Origin of the sequence: Streptomyces sp. VTCC 41912 (assembly GCF_045799175.1) — a bacterium.
GTDB lineage: Bacteria > Actinomycetota > Actinomycetes > Streptomycetales > Streptomycetaceae > Streptomyces > Streptomyces albulus_C.
Genome location: NZ_JBJMAB010000005.1, coordinates 17892 through 37908 on the forward strand (window position 1 = coordinate 17892; position 20017 = coordinate 37908).

Annotated in this window: 21 protein-coding genes; 10 read left to right on the forward strand and 11 right to left on the reverse strand. The window is 73.9% G+C overall.

All coding sequences use genetic code 11. The annotated features are described in order from the left end of the window. Positions 1 to 17: 17 nt before the first annotated feature. A complete protein-coding gene (locus ACJ6WD_RS09195) occupies positions 18 to 443 on the reverse strand; it encodes a hypothetical protein (protein WP_016575509.1) in 426 nt (141 codons plus the stop codon). Between the two features lie 213 nt (positions 444 to 656). Between ACJ6WD_RS09195 and ACJ6WD_RS09200 the strand changes: the two genes are divergently transcribed. The 5 genes from ACJ6WD_RS09200 (at position 657) to fxsA (ending at position 6387) form a co-directional block, all read left to right on the forward strand. Further along, positions 657 to 1097: an Lrp/AsnC family transcriptional regulator gene (locus ACJ6WD_RS09200; protein ID WP_016575508.1), complete on the forward strand. Its 441-nt coding sequence runs from the start codon at positions 657 to 659 to the stop codon at positions 1095 to 1097. Between the two features lie 61 nt (positions 1098 to 1158). Beyond that, on the forward strand, positions 1159 to 2829 hold the full coding sequence (locus ACJ6WD_RS09205; RefSeq protein ID WP_407615490.1) for an amidohydrolase: 1671 nt from the start codon (positions 1159 to 1161) through the stop codon (positions 2827 to 2829). A gap of 540 nt (positions 2830 to 3369) precedes the next feature. After that, positions 3370 to 5034, forward strand: coding sequence for an apolipoprotein N-acyltransferase (gene lnt / locus ACJ6WD_RS09210; RefSeq protein WP_407615491.1), 1665 nt, complete (start codon positions 3370 to 3372; stop codon positions 5032 to 5034). Then, positions 5031 to 5786, forward strand: coding sequence for a polyprenol monophosphomannose synthase (locus ACJ6WD_RS09215; RefSeq protein WP_376447294.1), 756 nt, complete (start codon positions 5031 to 5033; stop codon positions 5784 to 5786). Before lnt ends, ACJ6WD_RS09215 begins: the two co-directional genes overlap by 4 nt. Positions 5787 to 5820: 34 nt before the next feature. Further along, positions 5821 to 6387 carry an FxsA family membrane protein gene (gene fxsA / locus ACJ6WD_RS09220; protein ID WP_233658949.1) on the forward strand — a complete coding sequence of 189 codons (567 nt, stop codon included), beginning with the start codon at positions 5821 to 5823 and terminating at the stop codon, positions 6385 to 6387. A 146-nt stretch (positions 6388 to 6533) separates the two neighbouring features. On the opposite strand, the gene ACJ6WD_RS09225 is transcribed toward fxsA, so the two are convergent. The 4 genes from ACJ6WD_RS09225 to ACJ6WD_RS09240 all read right to left on the reverse strand — a co-directional run bounded on the left by ACJ6WD_RS09225 (position 6534) and on the right by ACJ6WD_RS09240 (position 10310). Then, positions 6534 to 6911 carry an RNA polymerase-binding protein RbpA gene (locus ACJ6WD_RS09225; protein WP_006601711.1) on the reverse strand — a complete coding sequence of 126 codons (378 nt, stop codon included), beginning with the start codon at positions 6909 to 6911 and terminating at the stop codon, positions 6534 to 6536. A gap of 265 nt (positions 6912 to 7176) precedes the next feature. Further along, positions 7177 to 8520, reverse strand: coding sequence for an MFS transporter (locus tag ACJ6WD_RS09230; protein WP_407615492.1), 1344 nt, complete (start codon positions 8518 to 8520; stop codon positions 7177 to 7179). Positions 8521 to 8916: 396 nt separating this feature from the next. Next, positions 8917 to 9720, reverse strand: coding sequence for a glycerophosphodiester phosphodiesterase family protein (locus ACJ6WD_RS09235; RefSeq protein ID WP_233658951.1), 804 nt, complete (start codon positions 9718 to 9720; stop codon positions 8917 to 8919). Continuing rightward, positions 9717 to 10310 (reverse strand): YitT family protein, encoded by a 594-nt coding sequence (locus tag ACJ6WD_RS09240; protein ID WP_233659074.1) that lies wholly within the window; start codon positions 10308 to 10310, stop codon positions 9717 to 9719. Before ACJ6WD_RS09240 ends, ACJ6WD_RS09235 begins: the two co-directional genes overlap by 4 nt. A gap of 194 nt (positions 10311 to 10504) precedes the next feature. On the opposite strand from ACJ6WD_RS09240, the gene ACJ6WD_RS09245 reads away from it, so the two are divergent. After that, positions 10505 to 12010 (forward strand): PLP-dependent aminotransferase family protein, encoded by a 1506-nt coding sequence (locus tag ACJ6WD_RS09245; protein WP_233658952.1) that lies wholly within the window; start codon positions 10505 to 10507, stop codon positions 12008 to 12010. 91 nt (positions 12011 to 12101) lie between these two features. Here the strand turns inward: ACJ6WD_RS09245 and ACJ6WD_RS09250 are convergent, their stop codons facing one another. Together ACJ6WD_RS09250 and ACJ6WD_RS09255 are read right to left on the reverse strand one after the other, a co-directional pair. Further along, a complete protein-coding gene (locus ACJ6WD_RS09250) occupies positions 12102 to 13742 on the reverse strand; it encodes a hypothetical protein (RefSeq protein ID WP_407615493.1) in 1641 nt (546 codons plus the stop codon). 96 nt (positions 13743 to 13838) lie between these two features. Continuing rightward, the gene (locus ACJ6WD_RS09255) at positions 13839 to 14033 is read right to left on the reverse strand and encodes a hypothetical protein (RefSeq protein WP_016576341.1); all 195 of its coding nucleotides are present in this window, start codon (positions 14031 to 14033) and stop codon (positions 13839 to 13841) included. A gap of 194 nt (positions 14034 to 14227) precedes the next feature. Between ACJ6WD_RS09255 and ACJ6WD_RS09260 the strand changes: the two genes are divergently transcribed. Continuing rightward, on the forward strand, positions 14228 to 14689 hold the full coding sequence (locus ACJ6WD_RS09260; protein WP_233658954.1) for a YchJ family metal-binding protein: 462 nt from the start codon (positions 14228 to 14230) through the stop codon (positions 14687 to 14689). A 16-nt stretch (positions 14690 to 14705) separates the two neighbouring features. Here ACJ6WD_RS09260 and ACJ6WD_RS09265 read toward each other — a convergent pair whose 3' ends face one another. After that, on the reverse strand, positions 14706 to 15119 hold the full coding sequence (locus tag ACJ6WD_RS09265) for an RNA-binding S4 domain-containing protein (RefSeq protein WP_233658955.1): 414 nt from the start codon (positions 15117 to 15119) through the stop codon (positions 14706 to 14708). 66 nt (positions 15120 to 15185) lie between these two features. Further along, positions 15186 to 16259, reverse strand: coding sequence for a Ku protein (locus ACJ6WD_RS09270; RefSeq protein WP_407615494.1), 1074 nt, complete (start codon positions 16257 to 16259; stop codon positions 15186 to 15188). A 31-nt stretch (positions 16260 to 16290) separates the two neighbouring features. Here ACJ6WD_RS09270 and ligD point away from each other — a divergent pair, with 31 nt between their 5' ends. The 3 genes from ligD (at position 16291) to ACJ6WD_RS09285 (ending at position 19032) form a co-directional block, all read left to right on the forward strand. Then, positions 16291 to 17196 (forward strand): non-homologous end-joining DNA ligase, encoded by a 906-nt coding sequence (ligD, locus tag ACJ6WD_RS09275; protein ID WP_331248843.1) that lies wholly within the window; start codon positions 16291 to 16293, stop codon positions 17194 to 17196. 114 nt (positions 17197 to 17310) lie between these two features. After that, the gene (locus ACJ6WD_RS09280) at positions 17311 to 18534 is read left to right on the forward strand and encodes a D-alanyl-D-alanine carboxypeptidase family protein (protein ID WP_233658958.1); all 1224 of its coding nucleotides are present in this window, start codon (positions 17311 to 17313) and stop codon (positions 18532 to 18534) included. A gap of 285 nt (positions 18535 to 18819) precedes the next feature. Then, the gene (locus ACJ6WD_RS09285) at positions 18820 to 19032 is read left to right on the forward strand and encodes a cold-shock protein (protein WP_016576347.1); all 213 of its coding nucleotides are present in this window, start codon (positions 18820 to 18822) and stop codon (positions 19030 to 19032) included. A gap of 73 nt (positions 19033 to 19105) precedes the next feature. Here the strand turns inward: ACJ6WD_RS09285 and ACJ6WD_RS09290 are convergent, their stop codons facing one another. Both ACJ6WD_RS09290 and ACJ6WD_RS09295 read right to left on the reverse strand, forming a co-directional pair. Continuing rightward, positions 19106 to 19690, reverse strand: coding sequence for a GNAT family N-acetyltransferase (locus tag ACJ6WD_RS09290; RefSeq protein WP_407615495.1), 585 nt, complete (start codon positions 19688 to 19690; stop codon positions 19106 to 19108). Positions 19691 to 19766: 76 nt separating this feature from the next. Next, on the reverse strand, positions 19767 to 19961 hold the full coding sequence (locus ACJ6WD_RS09295; protein ID WP_016576349.1) for an antitoxin: 195 nt from the start codon (positions 19959 to 19961) through the stop codon (positions 19767 to 19769). Positions 19962 to 20017 lie beyond the last annotated feature (56 nt).

Below are 20017 nucleotides of genomic sequence, written 5' to 3' on the forward strand. Positions count from 1 at the left end.
GGCCGGCTCGGACGACCTCAGCTCCGGCGGCGCGAGCGCGGCACCCGGGCCGCCCGCTCGCCGGGGCCACCGGGGTGGGAGAACGGCTGACGGCGCCAGTCCAGGCCCTCGGGCAGCGTCAACAGGATGGCGGCGTCCTGCTCCTGGGCGTCCATCATGTCGTCGGTGTCCGGGGCGTCGGCCGCCGGCCGGCCGGAGCCCTGGCACACCGTCAGCGCGAACGGGTTCCACGGCGAGGGGCACAGCGCGTGCTCCGGGAGCGTGTCCTCGTCCACCAGCAGGGCGATCGGCTGCCCGCAGTCCGGGCAGCTCACGCGGTAGATCTCGTAGGTGTCGAAGGGGTCGTCCGCCACCTCCTCGACCGGGAACCCGAAACTGTCGCCCTCCTGGGCGCTGACCTGGGCTGCGGCGGAGTCCTGCTTCAGGCGTCGCATGATGTCCATCCCCCTCGGGTGGGCCACTGGGACCGCTGACTGCGTTCGTGTGACCGGCGGTCTCGGCCATCAGCAGCAATGCCCTTCATGCCGGGCGCATAATCGCCGGCACCCCGCGGACCCCGCGTCACCGGTGTGGCGTTGCTCACATGACCCGGTGCGTGGGCGTCCACGATCCGGCGCGCGCTGCGCACACGCGCCCGCGCACAGTAGGTTGAGCGGGTGGAGGAGTTGGACCGACAAATCGTGGATCTGCTCGTCAAGGACGGGCGGATGAGCTACACCGACCTGGGCAAGGCCACCGGCCTGTCCACCTCGGCGGTGCACCAACGGGTGCGCCGCCTCGAACAGCGCGGGGTGATCCGCGGCTACGCCGCCATCGTCGACCCCGAAGCCGTGGGCCTGCCGCTCACCGCCTTCATCTCGGTCAAACCCTTCGACCCCAGCGCCCCCGACGACATCGCCGACCGGCTCGCCGAGGTCCCCGAGCTGGAGGCGTGCCACAGCGTCGCCGGCGACGAGAACTACATCCTCAAGGTCCGGGTCGCCGCCCCGCTGGAGCTGGAGCACCTGCTCACCCGCATCCGCAGCCTGGCCGGTGTCTCGACCCGCACCACGGTCGTGCTCTCCACCCCCTACGAGGCCCGTCCACCGCGGATCTGAACCGCCCGGGAGACGACCCCCGGGCGCCGGGCACCGCCGGCCAGGGGCGAAACTGTCCGGTATGAGCGAGCGCAACCCGGACAGTTCCGAGCAGCACCCCTCCCGCACCGTCCTCCTGCGAGGCGGTGAGGTGCACAGCCCCGCCGACCCCTTCGCCACCGCGATGGTCGTCGAGGGCGACCGGATCGCCTGGGTCGGCGAGGAGGGTGCCGCCGACTCCTTCGCCGACGGCGTCGACGAGGTCGTCCACCTCGACGGGGCACTGGTCACCCCGGCGTTCACGGACGCACACGTGCACACCACGGCCACCGGACTCGCCCTCACCGGCCTGGACCTCTCCGGCGCCGCCACCCTGGCCGACGCCCTGGACCGGATCCGCGCGCACGCCGCCGGCCGCCCGGCCGGCGGCGTCCTGCTCGGCCACGGCTGGGACGCCAGCGCCTGGCCGGAGGGCCGCCCGCCGTCCCGCACCGAACTCGACGCCGTCGCCGGCGGCCGTCCCCTGTACCTCACCCGCGTCGACGTGCACTCCGCGGTCGTCACCACCGCCCTGCTCGACCTGGTCCCGGGCATCCGCGAGCGGTCCGGCTACCACCCCGAGGCACCGCTCACCGGCGACGCCCACCACGCCGTCCGGGCCGCCGCGTACGCCACCGTCACCCCCGCCCAGCGCGCCGAGGCCCAGGCCGCCGCGCTGGAGCGGGCCGCCTCGCTCGGCATCGGCACGGTCCACGAGTGCGCCGGCCCGGAGATCTCCAGTGAGGACGACTTCACCGCGCTCCTGGCCAGGGCCGCCGAGGGCACCGGTCCGCGCGTCATCGGCTACTGGGCCGAACTGATCGCATCCGCAAAGGAAGCCGACCGGATCCGGGAGCTCGGTGCGCACGGCGCCGCCGGCGACCTCTTCGCCGACGGCTCGCTCGGTTCGCACACCGCCCACCTGCACGCCCCCTACGCCGACGCCCCGCCCGGCTGCCCCGGCGGAACCCACACCGGCACCGCCCACCTCGACCGCGACGCCGTCGCCGCACACGTCGCGGCCTGCACCGAGGCCGGGATCCAGGCCGGCTTCCACGCCATCGGCGACGCCGCCCTGACCGCCGTCACCGACGGCGTCCGGGCCGCCGCCGACCGGGTCGGCCTGGCCCGCGTCCGGGCCGCCCGGCACCGCGTCGAGCACGCCGAGATGCTCACCGACGCCACCATCGCCGCCTTCGCCGAACTGGCCCTGACCGCGTCGGTGCAGCCCGCCTTCGACGCGGCCTGGGGCGGCCCCGACGGGATGTACGCCACCCGCCTCGGCGCCGAACGGGCCGCCGGCCTCAACCCCTACGCGGCACTGCTCAAGGCCGGCGTGCCGCTGGCCCTCGGCTCCGACAGCCCGGTCACCCCGCTCGACCCCTGGGGCACGGTGCGCGCCGCCGTCTTCCACCGCACCCGCGCGCACGGCATCTCCGCCCGCGCCGCGTTCACCGCCCACACCCGCGGCGGCTGGCGCGCCATCGGCCGCGACGACGCCGGCGTCCTGGTGCCCGGTGCGCCCGCCGACTACGCGCTCTGGCGGACCGGGGACCTCGTCGTCCAGGCGCCCGACGAGCGCGTCGAGCGCTGGTCCACCGACCCCCGCTCCGGCACCCCGGGCCTGCCCGACCTCACTCCCGGCAACGCCCTCCCGCGCTGCCTGCGCACCGTCGTCGCCGGTCGGCCGGTCTTCGACCGGCCGATCGAGTGACATCGCACATGCCGGTGGCGCCGGACACGGCGCCCGAAGGCGCCCGCCCTACCTGGGAAGGCTCGGCACTGACCTGGGACGACGCGAAAACGCCGGAGACGGAGCGACTGTTGACAGCAGGCGCCGGTCGGCCGGTAGGTTCGGCCGAGTCCACCACAGGACGTCCGACCGGGAGACCTCCGCGCAGCCGTCGAACGCAGCTGGGCCATGGGGCGGCGAGCCATCCGGCACACCGCCACTGGGAGCCAGGTCCAGCGCCAGGGCGATGGCGAGGTCGGTCGGCAGGTGCGACCCGGGTGGGGCCCGGCGCTCAGTAGACAACGGCTCTCGGTCGACCCGCAGCCAGCGGATCCCAGGCCGGCCCGAAGGGCGCCGGGCCCCTATCCGCACCCGCACCCCGCCGCCGGCACGACGGCGCCCGGCCCCTCTCGCCCGGCCCCGCGCGATCCGCCTGCGGTTCGCGCACCCCACCCCCGCGCCCTCGGCCCTCCGATGTACGGTCAGCTGACAACCGGACGACCTGCAGGAAGGCCCGCGACCGTGTCATCGGGTTCCGACACCACCGCCGCCAGCGCGCGCGGCACCGCGCCCGACGGCCCGGTGCCGTCCGGCCCGGCCGGCACCGACGCCCGTCCCGGCCGGGCCCGCCGGCTGGTCGCCCTGGCCCGTCGCGAAGCGCTGCGCACCGCCCTCGCGGTGGTCGCCGGTCTCGCCCTCGGCCTGGCCTTCCCGCCCTACGGCCTGTGGCCGTTGTCGCTGCTCGCGGTCGCCGCGCTGGCGGTGCTGACCCGCGGGCGGCGGGCCCGCCAGGGCGCCTGGACCGGCTTCGCGTTCGGGCTGCCGTTCTTCCTGCTGCTGCTGAAGTGGCTGCACGTGGTCGGCTGGGACGCGGTGGTGGGCCTGTCCGTCGCCGAGTCGCTGTTCGTCGTGGTGCTGGGGGCGGGGCTGGCGCTCACCTCGCGGCTGCCCGGCTGGCCGCTGTGGGGTGCGTGCCTGTGGGTCGCCCAGGAGTGGGCCCGGGACCGGCTGCCGTTCGGCGGCTTCCCGTGGGGCCGGTTGGCCTTCGCCAACACCGGTTCGCCGTTCACCCCGCTCGCCGCGCTCGGCGGCGCACCGCTGGTGACCTTCGCGGTCGCGCTGGCCGGTGCGCTGCTGGCGGCCTGTGCGGTCGCGCTGTGGGGGCTGCGCCGCGGCGGCGGCCCGCGCAGCGCGGTGCGCGCGCTGGAGGCGTTCGGCCTGGCCGCCGCGGTCACCCTGGCCGGCCTGGCCGTTCCGGTTCCCACCAAGGCCGACGACACCGTCCGGATCGCCGTGGTGCAGGGCAACGTCCAAAAGCCCGGGATGGACTTCCTGGGCCGCCCGATGCAGATCCTGGACAACCACGCCACCGCCACCGAGAAGCTCGCCGACGACGTCCGGCACCACCGGGTCCCCAAGCCGGACCTGGTCATCTGGCCGGAGAACTCCTCCGATCTGGACCCCTTCCAGTACCCGCAGGCGTACGACCGGATAGACGAGGCGGTGAAGGCGATCGGCGTGCCGGTCCTCGTCGGCGCCCTGGTCGACCACCCGACCAAGCCGGGCTACGTCTTCAACGAGGGCATCGTCTGGGACCCCAAGACCGGTCCGGGCGCCTCGTACACCAAGCAGCACCCGGTGCCGTTCGGTGAGTACGTGCCGTTCCGGGAGCAGCTCAGCAAGATCATCACCCGCTTCAAGCGGGTGCCCCGCGACTTCTACCCGGGCGACCACACCGGCCTGCTGAAGGTCGGCCCGGCCAAGCTCGGCGACGTCATCTGCTTCGAGGTCGCCTACGACGAGATCGTCCACGACACCGTCCGGTCGGGAGCCCGGGCCCTGGTCATCCAGACCAACAACGCCACCTACGGGCGCACCGGCCAGCCCGAGCAGCAGCTGGCGATGTCCAAGCTGCGGGCCGTCGAGCACGGTCGGGCCGTGGTCACCGCGGCCACCAGCGGGATCAGCGCGGTGGTCGCCCCCGACGGGACCGTTACGCACCAGATTCCCGAATTCACCCAGGGCGTGGTCTCGGCCCGCATCCCTCTGCGCGACGAAACGACGCTCGCTGACCGCGTTGGCGCGGCTCCCGAGTGGGTGCTCGCTATCGTGGGCCTCCTGTCCTGCGGGGCCGCCGTCATCGCCGGCCGTCGCAGGCGTACGAAGGACGAGAAGGGGCAGCAGTGACAGACGGTCAGCGGCAGTACGGTCCGCTCGGCAGCACGTTGGTGATCATTCCGACGTACAACGAGGCGGAGAACATCAAGCCGATCGTCTCGCGGGTGCGGTCCGCCGTCCCCGAGGCGCACGTCCTGATCGCGGACGACAACAGTCCGGACGGCACCGGCAAGCTCGCCGACGAGCTGGCCGCCACGGACGACAAGGTCCACGTGCTGCACCGCAAGGGCAAGGAGGGGCTGGGCGCCGCCTACCTCGCCGGCTTCCGCTGGGGCATCGACAACGGCCACGACGTCCTGGTCGAGATGGACGCCGACGGCTCCCACCAGCCCGAGGAGCTGCCCCGGCTGCTCACCGCCCTCAAGGGTGCCGATCTGGTGCTCGGCTCGCGCTGGGTGCCCGGCGGCCGCGTGGTGAACTGGCCGAAGTACCGCGAGGTCCTCTCCCGCGGCGGCAGCACCTACTCCCGCGTCATGCTGGACGTCCCGATCCGCGACGTCACCGGCGGCTTCCGCGCCTTCCGGGCGCAGACGCTGGAGGGCCTGGGCCTGGACGAGGTGGCCTCCCAGGGCTACTGCTTCCAGGTCGACCTGGCCCGGCGCGCGGTCCAGGCCGGGTACCACGTCGTCGAGGTCCCGATCACCTTCGTCGACCGCGAGCTGGGCGACAGCAAGATGAGCCGCGACATCGTCGTGGAGGCGCTCTGGCGGATCACCGCCTGGGGCGTCGGTTCCAAGGTGAGCAAGATCCGCGGTCGCTGACTCCCCGCCGGATCGGGCCAGGCACACTGGTGGCATGACGTTCGGAGCCACGCCACCGCCGAGTCCCCGCCCGCCCCGTTCGCGGGCCCGCCGCTTCGCCCCGTTGGGCGTCGTCGCCTGGATGGTGCTGGAGATCTGGCTGCTGACGGTGGTCGCCGGCGCCACCAACGGCCTGACGGTCTTCCTCCTGCTGCTCGCCGGCGTGCTCGTCGGTGGCGCGGTGATCAAGCGGGCCGGCCGCCGCGCCTGGCGCAACCTCACCGGCGCCCTGCAGACCGGCGGCGCCCCCGAAACCCCCCGCGAGACCGGCTCCGCCGGCACCGGCAACACCCTCCCGATGATCGGCGGGCTGCTGCTGATGGTGCCCGGCCTGCTCTCGGACGTGCTCGGGCTGCTCTGCCTGTTCCCGCCGACCGGCCGGCTGATCCTGCGCCGCGCGGACAAGCGGCTGAACCGTCCGGGCTTCGCCGCCGGGACCTTCGGCGACGTCTACCAGCAGGCCCGCATGCACCGCCCCGACGGCAAGGTCGTGCAGGGCGAGGTGATCGACCCCGACGGGCCGCCGCCCCCGCGCCGCCAGGACCCGCCGCTCACCCGCTGACACCCGCCCCGGCCGCACCGGCCCGGGCCGGACGCAGGTGGCGTCCGGCCCGGGCCGGTGTGCGCTGCGGGGACCGCGCGCACGGCAAGGGCCGGTGCCACCGTCAGTGCGGTGTCACCGGCCCTTGTGTGCCGCTCGGCCCGCCGTCAGGCGGACTTGCGATTGGTGTCGCGCGGATGCACGGCAATGTTCATGGTGCCGGAGCGCAGGACGGCCAGCCGCTCGGCCAGCACCTCCTCCAACTCCTCGCGGGTCCGCCGCTCCATGAGCATGTCCCAGTGCGTACGCGCGGGCTTGCCCTTCTTCTCCTCAGGACCATCCCCATCCACCAGGAGGGAGGGTGCACCGCAAACCTTGCACTCCCACTCCGGCGGAATCTCGGCCTCAACCGAGAACGGCATCTCAAAACGATGTCCGTTCTGGCATGCGTACTCCACCGCCTGGCGCGGGGCCAGGTCGATGCCGCGGTCGGTCTCGTAGCTGGTCACCACGAGGCGCGTACCGCGGAGAGCTCGCTCACTCATGAATCGTGCCTCCCGGGCTTGTCGCCCACAGGACAGGTGTCGCTGTCGTCGTCATCCGGTCAACGTCCGGTCGGCGGTGAAGATTCCCGTCATCGGGACATACGTCGCCTGCGTCGCCCGTCGTGCCGCCCCTTGTTGTACCCACCAGCGCCCGGTTTGTCACATCTGGCAGCAGATGTCACCCAGCGCCTCAAGGAGTTGAGCGCGCAGTAACGGTCCGCCTGGTGAGCCAAAGGCGTACACTACCGCCCCGCACCCTCAAGGGCTAAATCCGGTCAGGTACCGGATTGCCGGCCGCCGCGATCGCCCGCCGCACCGGCACCCGCGCCAGCAGCACGAAGCCGAGTGCGAAGAACGCCACCAGGGACACGATCGCGTCCCGGTAGCTCCCGGTCAGCTGGTACGCCAGCCCGAACACCAGCGGCCCCAACCAGCTCACCCCCCGGTCGCTCATCTCGTACGCGGAAAAATACTCCGCTTCCTTGCCGCGCGGGATCAGATGGGAGAAGAGCGAACGGGACAGCGCCTGGCTGCCGCCCAGCACCAGCCCGATCGCGGCCGCCAGCGCGAAGAACCACACCGGCGCCCGCGCGGGCAGGAAGTACCCCGCGGCGATCGTCAGCGTCCAGGCCACCAGCGAGGCCAGGATGGTCCGCCGGGCGCCGTACGTCCGGGCCAGTCGGCCCATCAGCAGGGCGCCGGCCGCGGCCAGCACCTGCACCAGCAGCACCGCCACGATCAGCGTGGTCTGGTCCAGCCCCAGTTCCTCGGAGCCGAAGACGGACGCCTGGGTGATCACGGTCTGGATGCCGTCGTTGTAGACGAGGTAGGCGAGGAGGAAGGCGAGCGTCAGCGGGTGCCGCCGCATGTCGCGCAGGGTCTCCCGCAGCTGGTGCCGTCCCGTGCCGGCGCCGGGCGCCGGCCGGTCGCGCAGCCGCCGCAGCGGGATCAGCGCGAAGCCGCCCCACCACAGTCCCGCCGTCGCCAGGCAGATCCGCACCGCGGTGCCCTGGGAGACCCCGATGGCGTCGTGGCCGGCGTACAGCGCCAGGTCGACGACGAGGACCAGCGAGCCGGCCGCGTAGCCGAAGGCCCAACCGCGCGAGGAGACCGCGTCCCGCTCGTCCGGGCCGGCGATCTGCGGCAGGTACGAGTTGTAGAGCATCATCGCGACCACGAACGAGGCGTTCGAGACGATCAGCAGCGCGCCGCCCAGCAGGTAGCGGTCGCCGCCCAGGAAGAACAGCCCCGTGGTCGCCGCCGCCCCCGTGTAGGCGCAGCACCCCAGCAGGGGCTTCTTGCGGCCGGTGCGGTCCACCAGCGCGCTGGCCGCCGGCATCACCAGCACCGACAGCAACAGGGACGCCGAGACCGTGTACGCGAAGAACGAGCCCGCCCGGACCGGCAGGCCCAACGGGTGCACGAAGCCCTCGGCGTCCGCCGCGGCCTTCGCCACCGACGTCAGGTACGGCCCGAGGAAGACCGTCAGCACGCTGGTCGAGTAGACGCTGATCGCCCAGTCGTAGAAGTACCAGCCGCGCTGCTCCCGCCGGCGCGCGGACCGTGCCGCCTCCGCCGCGGCCCCGTCCACCGTCCGTGTGTCCTGCACCCGCACCCCCGTCGTCCGTCCCCGTATCGCGCGGCGACGGCAACCGGGCACGGGCGCGCGCCGAGACCCGACGCCCCCGCTCGGTCCGCACCGCGCAGCGTTTCCCTGTGGTCGATCACGTGACGGTCGCCGGCGCGTGCCCGCGAGCCCGCACCGATGACCCCGCCGAGACCGATCGGGAAGAGCGGGAAGGGCCGGCACGACCACCGGGCCGCCCGAACGGCGCCCGCCGGCACGGCGGTTCCCCGACCCCTCCCCGTCGATCCTGGCGAGGGGAGACGATACGGCGCCCGATCGGCGGCGTCACCTCCGAAGAGGGCGCCGCCCCGCCGCGCGGGAGTCCCGCGGACCGCGCACCGCGTCGTCGCGCCGCCGTCGGGCCGGTGGGCCCCGGAATCAGCTGACCCAGCGTCCCCGCTCGATCAGTACCGTGCGCAGGGTCTCCAGGTCGTCGGTCATGATGCCGTCCACGCCGAGGTCGAGCAGGGCCCGCATCCGGCTCGCGTCGTTGACCGTCCAGACGTGGACCTGCATGCCCAGGGCGTGTGCGGCGCGCAGGAAGAGCGGGTCGACGACGCGGATCCCGGACTGGCGCTCGGGCACCTGGACGCAGACCGCGCTGCGCCGCACCGCCGCGCCCAGCAGCCGGTCCAACGGCACCGCCCCCCGCCCGTAGGAGCGGAACCGCAGCCCGGCCACCCCGCGGGTGCCCAACGAACTGGCCATCCGGCGGCCGGCGAGCCGTTGCGCCCGGGCCACCCGGGCCTCGGAGAACGAGCCGACGCAGACCCGGTCCCAGGCGTCGGTGCGCCGCAGCAGGGCCAGCAGCGGCTCCAGCGCGCCCTCCGCCTTCAGATCGACGTTCCAGCGGGCCTCGGGGAACTCCTCCAACAGCTCTTCGAACAGCGGCAGCGGCGCGCGGCCGGCGACCCGGGCCCGGCGGACCTCCCGCCAGGGCAGGGACGCGATGGTGCCCCGGGAGTCGGTGACCCGGTCCAGCGTCGCGTCGTGGAAGGCGACCAGCGCGCCGTCCGATGTGGCGTGGACGTCGGTCTCCAGGTAGCGGTAGCCGAGGTCCACCGCGCGACGGAAGGCGGTGGCGGTGTTCTCCAGGCCGTCCGCCGTTCCGCCCCGATGGGCGAAGGGCAGCGGGCCGGGGTGGTCGAGGTAGGGGTGGCGCAGACGTATCGCAGGGGTCACTCCGGCAGTATCGCGCGCTGAGGTGACGGCGCGGGCGAGCCGGCCACCAGCGTGGACGGCCGCTCCGCCAACCCCTCGATCGCGAACCGGCGGAGGAAGAACTGCGCCAGCGGCCCGATGGCCAGGGCGTAGACCACCGTGCCGATGCCCAGGGAGCCGCCGAGCGCGAAGCCGACGGCGAGGACGGTCAGCTCGATGCAGGTCCGCACCAGCCGGACGGGGCGGCCGGTGCGGCGGTGCAGTCCGGTCATCAGCCCGTCGCGCGGCCCCGCGCCGAAGCGGGCGGTGAGGTACAGGCCGGTCGCGGCGCCGTTGAGCAGGACCGCGGTTGCCAGCAGCGGCACGCGGACCGCGAGCGGGTGCACCGCGGGGACCACTGCCAGCGTGCCGTCCATGACGAGGCCCAGGATCACCACGTTCGAGACCGTGCCCAGGCCGGGGCGCTGCCGCAGCGGGATCCACAGCAGCAGGATCAGCGCCCCGGAGATGATCGTGACGGTGCCGATCGACAGTCCGGTATGGCGGGATATGCCCTGGTTGAACACGCTCCACGGTTCCAGGCCCAGTCCGGCGCGGACCATCAGCCCCATGCTCACTCCGTACAGCACGAGCCCCGCGTAGAGCTGCGCGAGTCGGCGCGGCAGGTGTGACCGCCCGGTACCGGACCTCCGAGTGATGGACACGTCTTTTCCCCCTCCTGGCAAGATTGGACTGGTGCGTGTCACCATGTGGCATGTTCGGGCTCTGGATGTAGAGCCAATTCGGGGAAGGTGGACTGATCTTCATGGCGCAGTGGACTTCCGCGGTGGGCGCGCCCCAACTCGCCCGCCTGCTCCGGTCGCAGGACCCGCGGGCTGCCGAACTCTCCGTAGGCGGGCGGAAGTTGCCCGCCTACCGCAGCCTCGCCGACGGCGTCCGCAGGCTCGTCCTCGAAGGCCGGGTGCCGGTCGCCGCCCGGCTCCCCGCCGAACGCGAGTTGGCCACCGCGTTCGGCGTCAGCCGCACCACCGTCGCCGCCGCCTACGAGGCGCTGCGCGCCGAGGGGTTCTTGGAGTCCCGGCGCGGTTCGGGCAGCTGGACCGCCGTCCCGGCGGGCAGTCCGCTGCCCACCCGCGGCCTGGAACCGCTCCCGCCGGAGGCCGCCGGATCGATGATCGACCTCGGCTGCGCCGCCCTGCCCGCCCCCGAGCCCTGGCTCACCCGCGCCGTCCAGGGCGCCATGGCCGACCTGCCGCTCTACTCCCACACCCACGGCGACTACCCGGCCGGCCTGCCGGTGTTGCGCCAGGCCCTCGCCGACCGCTACACCGCCCGCGGTATCCCCACCATGCCCGAGCAGATCATGGTCACCACCGGCGCGATGGGCGCCGTCGCCGCGATCTGTCGGCTGTGCACCGGGCCGGGGGAGCGGGTGGCCGTCGACTCGCCCTCGTACGCCAACATCCTCCAGCTGATGCGGGACGCCGGCGCCCGGCTCGTCCCGGTGGCCCTCGGCGAGCGGCTGACGGGCTGGGACATCCCGGCCTGGCGCCAGGTCATGCGGGACGCCGCGCCCCGGATGGCCTACGTCGTCGCCGACTTCCACAACCCCACCGGCAGCCTCGCCACCGAGGACCAGCGCCGCCGGCTCGTGGACGCCGCGCGGTCGGCCGGCACCCTGCTGGTCGTCGACGAGACCATGACCGAGATCGTGCTCGATCCGGACACCGAACTGCCCCGCCCGGTCTGCGCGTTCGACCCCGCCGGCAGCGCGGTGATCACCGTCGGGTCGGCCAGCAAGGCGTTCTGGGCCGGGATGCGGATCGGCTGGGTGCGGGCCGCGCCCGACATCATCCGCAGCCTGGTCGCCGCCCGCGCCTACTCCGACCTCGGCTCGCCGGTCCTCGAACAGCTCGCGATCGCCTCCCTGTTGGAGGGGGGCGGTTGGGAGGACGCCGTCCGGATCCGTCGCGACCAGGCCCGGGAGAACCGCGACGCGATCGTCGAGGCGCTCCACCGGCACCTGCCCGACTGGGAGTTCAGCGTCCCGCGCGGCGGCCTGACGCTGTGGGCCCGGACGGGCGGGCTCTCCGGCTCCCGGATCGCGGAGGCGGGGGAGCGGCTGGGGGTCCGGGTGCCGTCGGGGCCGCGGTTCGGCGTGGACGGCGCCTTCGAGGGCTTCGTGCGGCTGCCGTTCACGGTCAGCGGGGCGGTCGCCGACGAGGCCGTGGTCCGGCTGGCCAGGGCGGCGCAGTTGGTGGCGACCGGGGCGTCGGTGGAGACGGAGTCGCCGCCGGCGTTCGTGGCCTGAGGCCGGGAGCCGGCCGGCCACCCGAGCCGCGGTGGCACCCGGCCGCCCCCGGTGGGCTCACGCGCCGGCGGATGCCGCCCGCGGAGCGGCCTCAGGGCGTGGCGTGCCGGCCGCCCACGGACGCCGAGCCGTCGCCGGCGTCCGGGTGCTTCGCGAAGGACACCGGTCCGGGGCCGTCGGTGGTCGGCCGCGCGCCGTCCGGCGCGGCGGCGGTCCGCTCCGGCAGCAGGGCCAGGACCGCCCGCCGCTGCGCCTCCCCGGCGGCCTCGTCGTACGGGTCGGGGGTGGCCGGCACCTGGAGGCGGAGGACCGGGCCGGTGCCGAGCCGGGCGTAGCCGCGGCCCGGCGGCACCTGGGCGAGCGGCGTGGTGTGCGGCGGCACACCCAGCACCGCCCGCACCTCCTCGGCCGTGGCAGGACCGAGCACGACCCGCGCCTTGGTGTGCGCCCGCACCGGATCGCTCAGCAGCTCGGCCGTCTCGAACTGGTCGGCCACCGCCACCGTCACCCCGGCCGCCCGGCCGTGCCGCAGCGGCACCTGGAGCAGGCGCTGGGGGTCGTCCCGGCCTTCCACCGCCGCCAGGTGGGACAGCGCGGTCAGGCGGTCCGCGACGATCCACAGCGGCCGCCGGGAGTCCGCCGGCGCGGTCCGCCCCGCCTGCTGCGCACGGTTGGCGGCGACCAGCCGCCGCTCCGTCTCGTGCGCGGCCCACTCCAGCGCCGCCAGCGCACCGGCCAGTTGGCTCTCCACGGCCAGTACCCCGCGCCGTCCCACCAGGCACCCGAACTCTCCGGTGCCGCCGCCGTCGACCACCAGCACGTCGCCGTGGTGCAGTGCCTGGAGCGCGATCGAGCGCAGCAGCGTCGTCCCGCCGGCGCCCGGCTGCCCGAGGGCCAGCAGATGCGGTTCGGTGGAGCGCCGGCCGGTGCGCCACACCACCGGCGGCTCGTCCCGCGGCACGCTCCCGCAGACCACCGGCAGCGTCCGCTGCACGGATGCGGCGTCGGTGAAGCCGAGCACCGTCTCGCCCGGGGACGTCACGAAGCGCTGCGCCGCCAGATCCGTCGGCAGCGGCCCGAGCGCCGTCATCATCAACTGGTTGGCCTCCTCGTCCCAGTCGAAGCGGTACTCCCGGCCGCGGCCCGACTTGGCGTGCAGCAGCTGCTCGATCGCGGCCCGAGCACCGTCGTCGCCGTCGGGGAAGTACGCCGGGTACTTCAGGTGCAGCCGCGCCGGCCGCCCGTCGTCGTCGAAGGCGTACTCGGGGAACGCCTGCTGCCAGTCGCCGTCGTGGCAGTACAGGGGCGCGGGATCGCCCTCGGCGAGGAAGTGCGGCACCAGCGCCTCGTAGAGCGCCTGGAGGCGCTCGGTCTCCGCCTCGCTCGGGCCGGTGTCCTCCGCCACCGGCGTGCGGTCCCGGCCCAGCCAGGCCGCGGCCGCCGTCACCCCGATCACCGCGAGCAGCGGACCGTACGGCACCAGGGTCACGAGCAACACCGACCCCGCGGCCAGGCAACCCAGCGGCCCCCGCTGCTCCTTGGAGGTGGCGGCCCAGCGTCCCCGTGCGGCCACCGCGAGTCGGCGCAGGCCCCGGCTGATGGTGATCAGCGGGTGCAGCACGTCGGTCGCGCCGTCGGCCGCGGACCGCGCCAGTTCGCGGCCGCGGGCGAGCGGGGCGCTGCCGGTCAGGGCGTTGCCGGTGAGGATGCGGGGCAGGGGGCGCCGGGCCACGGATGCTCTCCTGGTGCTCGTAGGGACGACGGGCGGGATCGGCGTGGGCGAACGGCCGGGGCGGGGCGGGCGGGGGCGGTCCCGCCCCGCCGGGGCCTACAGCTTGATGCCGCCGAGGAGGCTGGCCAGGCTCGCCCCACCGGCCTTGATGCTGGGCGCGATGGCCGAGCCCGCGAGGTAGAACCCGAAGAGCGCGCAGATCAGGGCGTGGGACAACTTCAGGCCGTCCTTGCGGAAGAAGAGGAAGACGATGACACCGAGCAGGACGACGCCGGAAATGGACAGAATCATGAGGGTTCTCTCCTGGGTGTGGGGACGGTCTCCGTGAGTTCTTCCAGCCTCACGACCGGTATCAAGCCAAGAAGATCCGCAAACGGAGTATTTATCAGGGAAATCCCTCAAACGGGCCAGCTTTCCGAAGACCGGGCCGCCCGCACCTTCCGCCCGGCGCCGACGTCCCCCGCCGGACCCGGCACAATCGTGGGGTGCCACAGCCCAGGAAGTCGTCGAAATCCCCGCAGCGCCGCACCCGGCAGCAGCCGCCCGCACCCGCCGCCGTCACCGAGAACTCGCCCTGCCCGTGCGGCCGCGAGGCGTCCTACAAAGAGTGCTGCGCCCCCTTCCACCAGGGACGCGCCGCGGCCCCGACGGCCGAGCGCCTGATGCGCTCGCGCTACAGCGCCTTCGCCGTCGGCGACACCGCCTACCTGCTGCGCAGCTGGCACTCGACGACCCGCCCGGCCGTCCTCGAACTCGACCCGGCGCAGCGCTGGACCGCCCTGGAGATCCTCGCCGCGACCGACGGCAGCGCCTTCCACACCGAGGGCACGGTCACCTTCCGCGCGCACTACGCGGTGCGCGGCCGCACCGGCAGCCAGGAGGAGCACAGCCGCTTCGTCCGGGAGGACGGCCGGTGGGTCTACCTCGACGCGCTGCCGCCCGCCTGAGCGGCGCCCCGGCCGCTCAGGGCCACTGCTCGGGCTCCGGCCCGGAGCCGAGCCGGCTGCGCAGCTGGTCCAGCTCGCGGCGGTCGCGCTTGGTGGGCCGGCCCGCACCGCGGTCGCGGACGGCGATGACCGCGACCTCCTCGCGCGGCGGCACCGGCGGGCTGTTGTCGACGTAGCACTCGACGGCGACCGGGGCGCCCACCCGCTTGCGCACCAGCCGCCTCACCACGACGATGCGCTCCCGGCCGGCCTGCCGCAGTCGCACCTCGTCGCCGGGGCGCACGCCGTGGGCGGGCTTGACCCGCTCGTCGTTGACGCGCACGTGTCCGGCCCGGCACGCCGCGGCGGCCGCCGAACGCGTCTTGGTCAGCCGCACCGACCAGATCCAACTGTCGACCCGGGCGGTGGTCATCCCCTCGTCTGGCGCCATGCTGTGACTCTAGAGGAACGCCGGGCCCGGCCGCGCGGGAGATCCGCACCCGGGCGCCGGGCACGGTCAGGACGCGCTGGGCTTCTTCGTGCGCCTCGCCCGCGACGGCTTCTCGGCCGCGGTCTTCCCGCTCGTGCTCCGGCCGGTCGCGGTCTTCTCGGCGGTCGCCTTCCCGGCGGTCTTCTTGCCGCCGCCGGCCGTGCCGCCGCCGGCCTTCTTCGCGGCGGACGTGCGACCCGTCCGCCCGCCGTCGCCCTTCGCCCGGGGGGCGGTCTTCGCGGCGGTCTTCGCGGCGGTCTTCTCGCGGGTCGGACCGCGGCCCCGGAGCGGGGTGACGGAAGCGTCCCCGGCGTCCTCGCGGCCGCCGCCCCGGACCGCCCGCACGCTCCGTTCCAACGCCGCCGTCAGGTCGATGACCTGTGCACCGGGCGCGGCGGAGGCGTCGGGGGCCGCCGGGGTGCCGCCCTCCCGCTTGGCGGCGACGAGTTCCTCCACCGCCTCGCGGTAGTCGTCGTGGAGTTCGGCCGGGTCCAGTTCGCCCAGCGCGTCCATCAGCGTCTCGGCGAGCTTCATCTCGTTCTCGCGGACCGTGACGGCCTCCGGCGCGACGCCGTCCGCGGAGCGGATCTGGTCCGGCCAGAGCAGGGTGTGCATCAGCAGCGCCCCGTCGTGCGCCCGCAGCATGGCGAGGGTCTCCCGGCCGCGCATCGCCACCTTGCCGATCGCCACCTTCGCGTGGTGCTCCAGCGCCTCGCGGAGCAGGGCGTAGGGCTTGGTGGCGGAGGCGCCGTTGGGGCCGAGGTAGTACGCCTTGTCCAACTGGAGCGGGTCGATCTCGCCGGGGTCCACGAAGGAGAGGATCGACAGCGTCTTGGCGGTCGGCATCGGCAGGCGGGACAGGTCCTCGTCGGTGATCGGCACGACCGCGTCGTCGCCGGGCGGCTGGTAGCCCTTGCCCACTTCCTCGTTCGGCACCTCCTGGCCGTCCAGCTCGCAGACCTTGCGGTACTGGATCGGGGCGCCGTCCTTCTCGTGGATGCGGACGAAGGAGACCGACGAGGTGCGGTCGGTGGCGCTGTAGGTCTTCACCGGGATGGTGACCAGGCCGAACGATATGGACCCGTTCCAGATAGATCGCATGGTGCGCACCTCATGTGGGATTCTTCATGGTATGTCGCCGATCACCGTCGTGGAGGGGCGGCGCCTCTCGCTGACGAACCTGGACAAGGTCCTCTATCCCGAGACCGGCACCACCAAGGGTGAGGTGCTGCACTACTGCACCACCACCGCGGACGTGCTGCTCCCGCACCTCCACGACCGTCCGGTGTCCTTCCTGCGCTACCCCGACGGGCCGGACGGCCAGCGCTTCTTCACCAAGAACGTGCCGCCCGGCGCGCCCTCCTGGGTGAAGAGCTGCGAGGTACCCCATTCGAGGTCGGGGCCGGCCCGGCAGGTGCTCCTCCAGGACCTCGCCTCGCTGGTCTGGGCCGCCAACCTCGTCGTCGAACTGCACACCCCGCAATGGACCTGCGGCGCGCCGGGCGTGGCCGACCGACTGGTCTTCGACCTGGATCCGGGCGCCCCCGCCACCATCGTGGAGTGCTGCACCGCCGCCCGGTGGTTGCGCGACCGGTTGGCGGCGGACGGCCTCGACGCCTACGCCAAGACCAGCGGCTCCAAGGGGCTGCACCTCGTCGTGCCCGTCGAACCCACCCCCGCCGACCGCACCACCGCCTACGCCCGGACGCTGGCGGTCGAGGCCGGCGTCGCCCTCGGCGAGCTGGTCACGCACAAGATGACCCGGGCGCTGCGGCCGGGCAAGGTCTTCATCGACTTCTCGCAGAACGCCGCGGCCAAGACCACCGCGACCGCCTACACGCTGCGGGCCCGCCCCCTGCCGACCGTGTCCACCCCCGTCACCTGGGACGAGGTCGCCGCCTGCACCCAGCCGGGCCAACTCACCTTCCTCTTCGGCGAGATCGCCGGTCGCCGCGCGCGCTACGGGGATCTGCACGCACCACTGCTCGGCGCCGACCGGGCCCGCCCGGTACCGCGCGGCACCCGACGGTCCGCGTAGCAGGGCGGGGCCGACCCCTGGCCCTCGGCCCGGCGCTCCCGCCGGCGGTGCGGCCGGGAACCGTATGGAGTAGGCCAACCGGCGCGCGGCCCGCGGCGTTCTTAGCGTGGCCACATGTCGACAGCGACCTGGTCCCCCGTCAGAGCCCTGACCGCAGCAGCCGTCTGCACCGCGAGCATGCTGGCCCTGTGCGGCCCGGTGGTCGCCGACGGCCCCAACGGCGTCGACGACCTGCGCGGCGCGCCACCGGCCCCGGCCGCGAACCTGCTCGACGAGCGCGGAGTGCAGTTCCTGCCGCGCCCGGGGGTCCCCGCGCCACCGCGGGTCTCGGCCCTGTCCTGGGTCGTGACGGACCTGGGCACCCACCGGATCCTCGCGTCCAAGGACGCCCACCGTCCGCTGCCGCCGGCCAGCACCCTCAAGACACTGTTCGCGCTGACGCTGCTGCCGAGGTTCGCCCAGGGGACGGTCCACACCGTCTCCGCCGCGGACCTGGCCGGCATCGAGGCCGGCAGTTCGCTCGCCGGCGTGCAGGAGGACATGCCGTACCGGGTCGCCGACCTGTGGCGCGGCGTCTTCCTCAGCTCCGGCAGCGACGCGGTGCACGCCCTCGCCGCCATGAACGGCGGCTGGGGCAAGACCATCGACGACATGCAGGCCACCGCGGACCGACTGGGCGCGCGGGACACCAGGGTCGAATCCGCCGACGGCTTCGACACGCCCGGCCAGTTCTCCTCCGCCTACGACCTCTCGCTCTTCGGCCAGGCCGGGCTGACCAACCGGGACTTCGCCAACTTCGCGGCCACGAAGACCGCCCGCTTCCCCGAGGACGGCGGCCCGGACGCGTCCGGCCTGCAGAACACCAACCGGCTGCTGGTCGGCTCGCACGGCGTGACGCCGTACGACGGCCTGATCGGGGTCAAGAACGGCTACACCAGCCACGCCGGGAACACCCTGGTCGCCGCCGCCCGGCGCGGCCACCGGACCCTGCTGGTCACCGCGATGAACCCGCAGTCCGGTGCCGAGAACGCGGTCTACGAGGAAGCCCGGGCCCTGTTGGACTGGGGGTTCGCCGCCGCGCCCCGGGCCGCTGCGGTCGGTGCGCTGCCCGCCCCGGCCCCCGACCCGAAGGACCCCGGAACGGCGCAGGCGGCCCACCACGCCCCGACCACCGCGCTGCACCAGGCCGCGGCGGCGCGGACCGGCGGCCGTACGGGCGACGTGGTCCTGTGGTCCTTCTCCGCCGCCGGAGTGATCGCACTGGCCGGGCTGGGCACCGCGCTGTGGTGGCGCCGCCGGCGGCCGGCCGGCCCCGCGGACGACGGACCGGCCTCCTGACAGGCCCCTCCCCGGCGTCGTACATCCGTCCGATCGGTCGGGGATACGGAGGACGCGGTGTGGCCTTGCCCGGTGAAGGATGACGCGTTTGCCATGATTTGTGGTGACTGGTGGGCCCGGTCGGTGTAGCGTCCTGATCAGCTGTCGTGGTTCCGAAGTGCCGGGCGCCCGTGTCGCATTCACGGGCGTTCTTGCTGTCCGGTACGTCTCCGGGCCAGGCGATCACCTCCGGATTCCGCGCGGTGCGGGAGCCGATTCGAGCCCAGAGAGCGAAGGAGACGCAACATGGCTTCGGGCACGGTGAAGTGGTTCAACTCGGAAAAGGGCTTCGGCTTCATCGCGCAGGACGACGGCGGCGCCGACGTCTTCGCGCACTACTCCAACATCGACGCGACCGGCTACCGCGAGCTGTTGGAGGGCCAGAAGGTCAGCTTCGAGGTCACGCAGGGCCAGAAGGGCCCGCAGGCGGAGAAGATCCGGGTGCTGACCTCCTCGTGAGCACGGCCCCGGCCGCACGGGACGGCGCCCGCCCCCGCGCAGGGGGCGGGCGCCGCCGCACGACGCGCCGCCGCTACGGGTGGCAGTCGTTGAGGATCCTCTGGAACAGCCGGTGGTCCCGCCAGGCGCCGTCGATGTGGAGGAACTTCTCCGCGGTGCCGTACGGGGTGAACCCGCAGCCGGTCAGCACCCGCTGCGAGGCGACGTTGTCCACCAGGGTGCCGGCCTCCAGCCGGTGCAGGCCGAGTTCCCGGTCGGCCGCCGCGCACGCCGCCCCCAGCGCGGCGGCGGCGAGCCCGCGGCGCAGCTGGCCGACGTCGATCCAGTAACCGACGCTGGCGCTGCGCAGCGGGCCGTAGGTGATCTGGGACAGGGTGATCGCACCGACCACGTCCGGCTCCCCGGACTCCGCGGATCCGCCGTCCGGCTCGCGGACCAGGACCCAGGGCATCACCCGACCGGCGTCCCGCTCCGCCAACTGCACCGCGAGCCGCTCCGCCTGACCGGCCGGGGTGTAGAACCCGTCCGCGCGCTGCGGTTCGGTGGGGCGGAGGTGGTCGAGGTTGCGCAGGTAGGACCGGGAGAACCCGGCCGCGTCCGCCAGCTCGGCGGGGCGCATCAGGACGTCGGGGGCGAGCCTGGCGGACGAGGTGATCATCCGGTCAGCCTAATCCCGACCCGCTTCCTCGTCCCGGGTCGGGAGGGGCGGACCGCAAGCGCGCGGGATCACCGCCTCACTGCGGCGGCCGGTCCGTGTCCCGGTCCGTCCCGCCGAGCTGCTCCTTGAGCTTGTCCTGCGCGGTGTCGACCTGGCTCTGGTACTTCCCCTGGGTGCGCTCGTCGACGTAGTCACCGGCCTTGTCGACGCCCTTACCCGCTTGTTCCTCGTGGCCCTTGAGCAGTTCCTTGAGCTTGTCCAGTACGGACATGGATCGTCCTCCTCAGCGCGACCCCCCTCGTCACCAGGATCACCCCCGAACGGCCG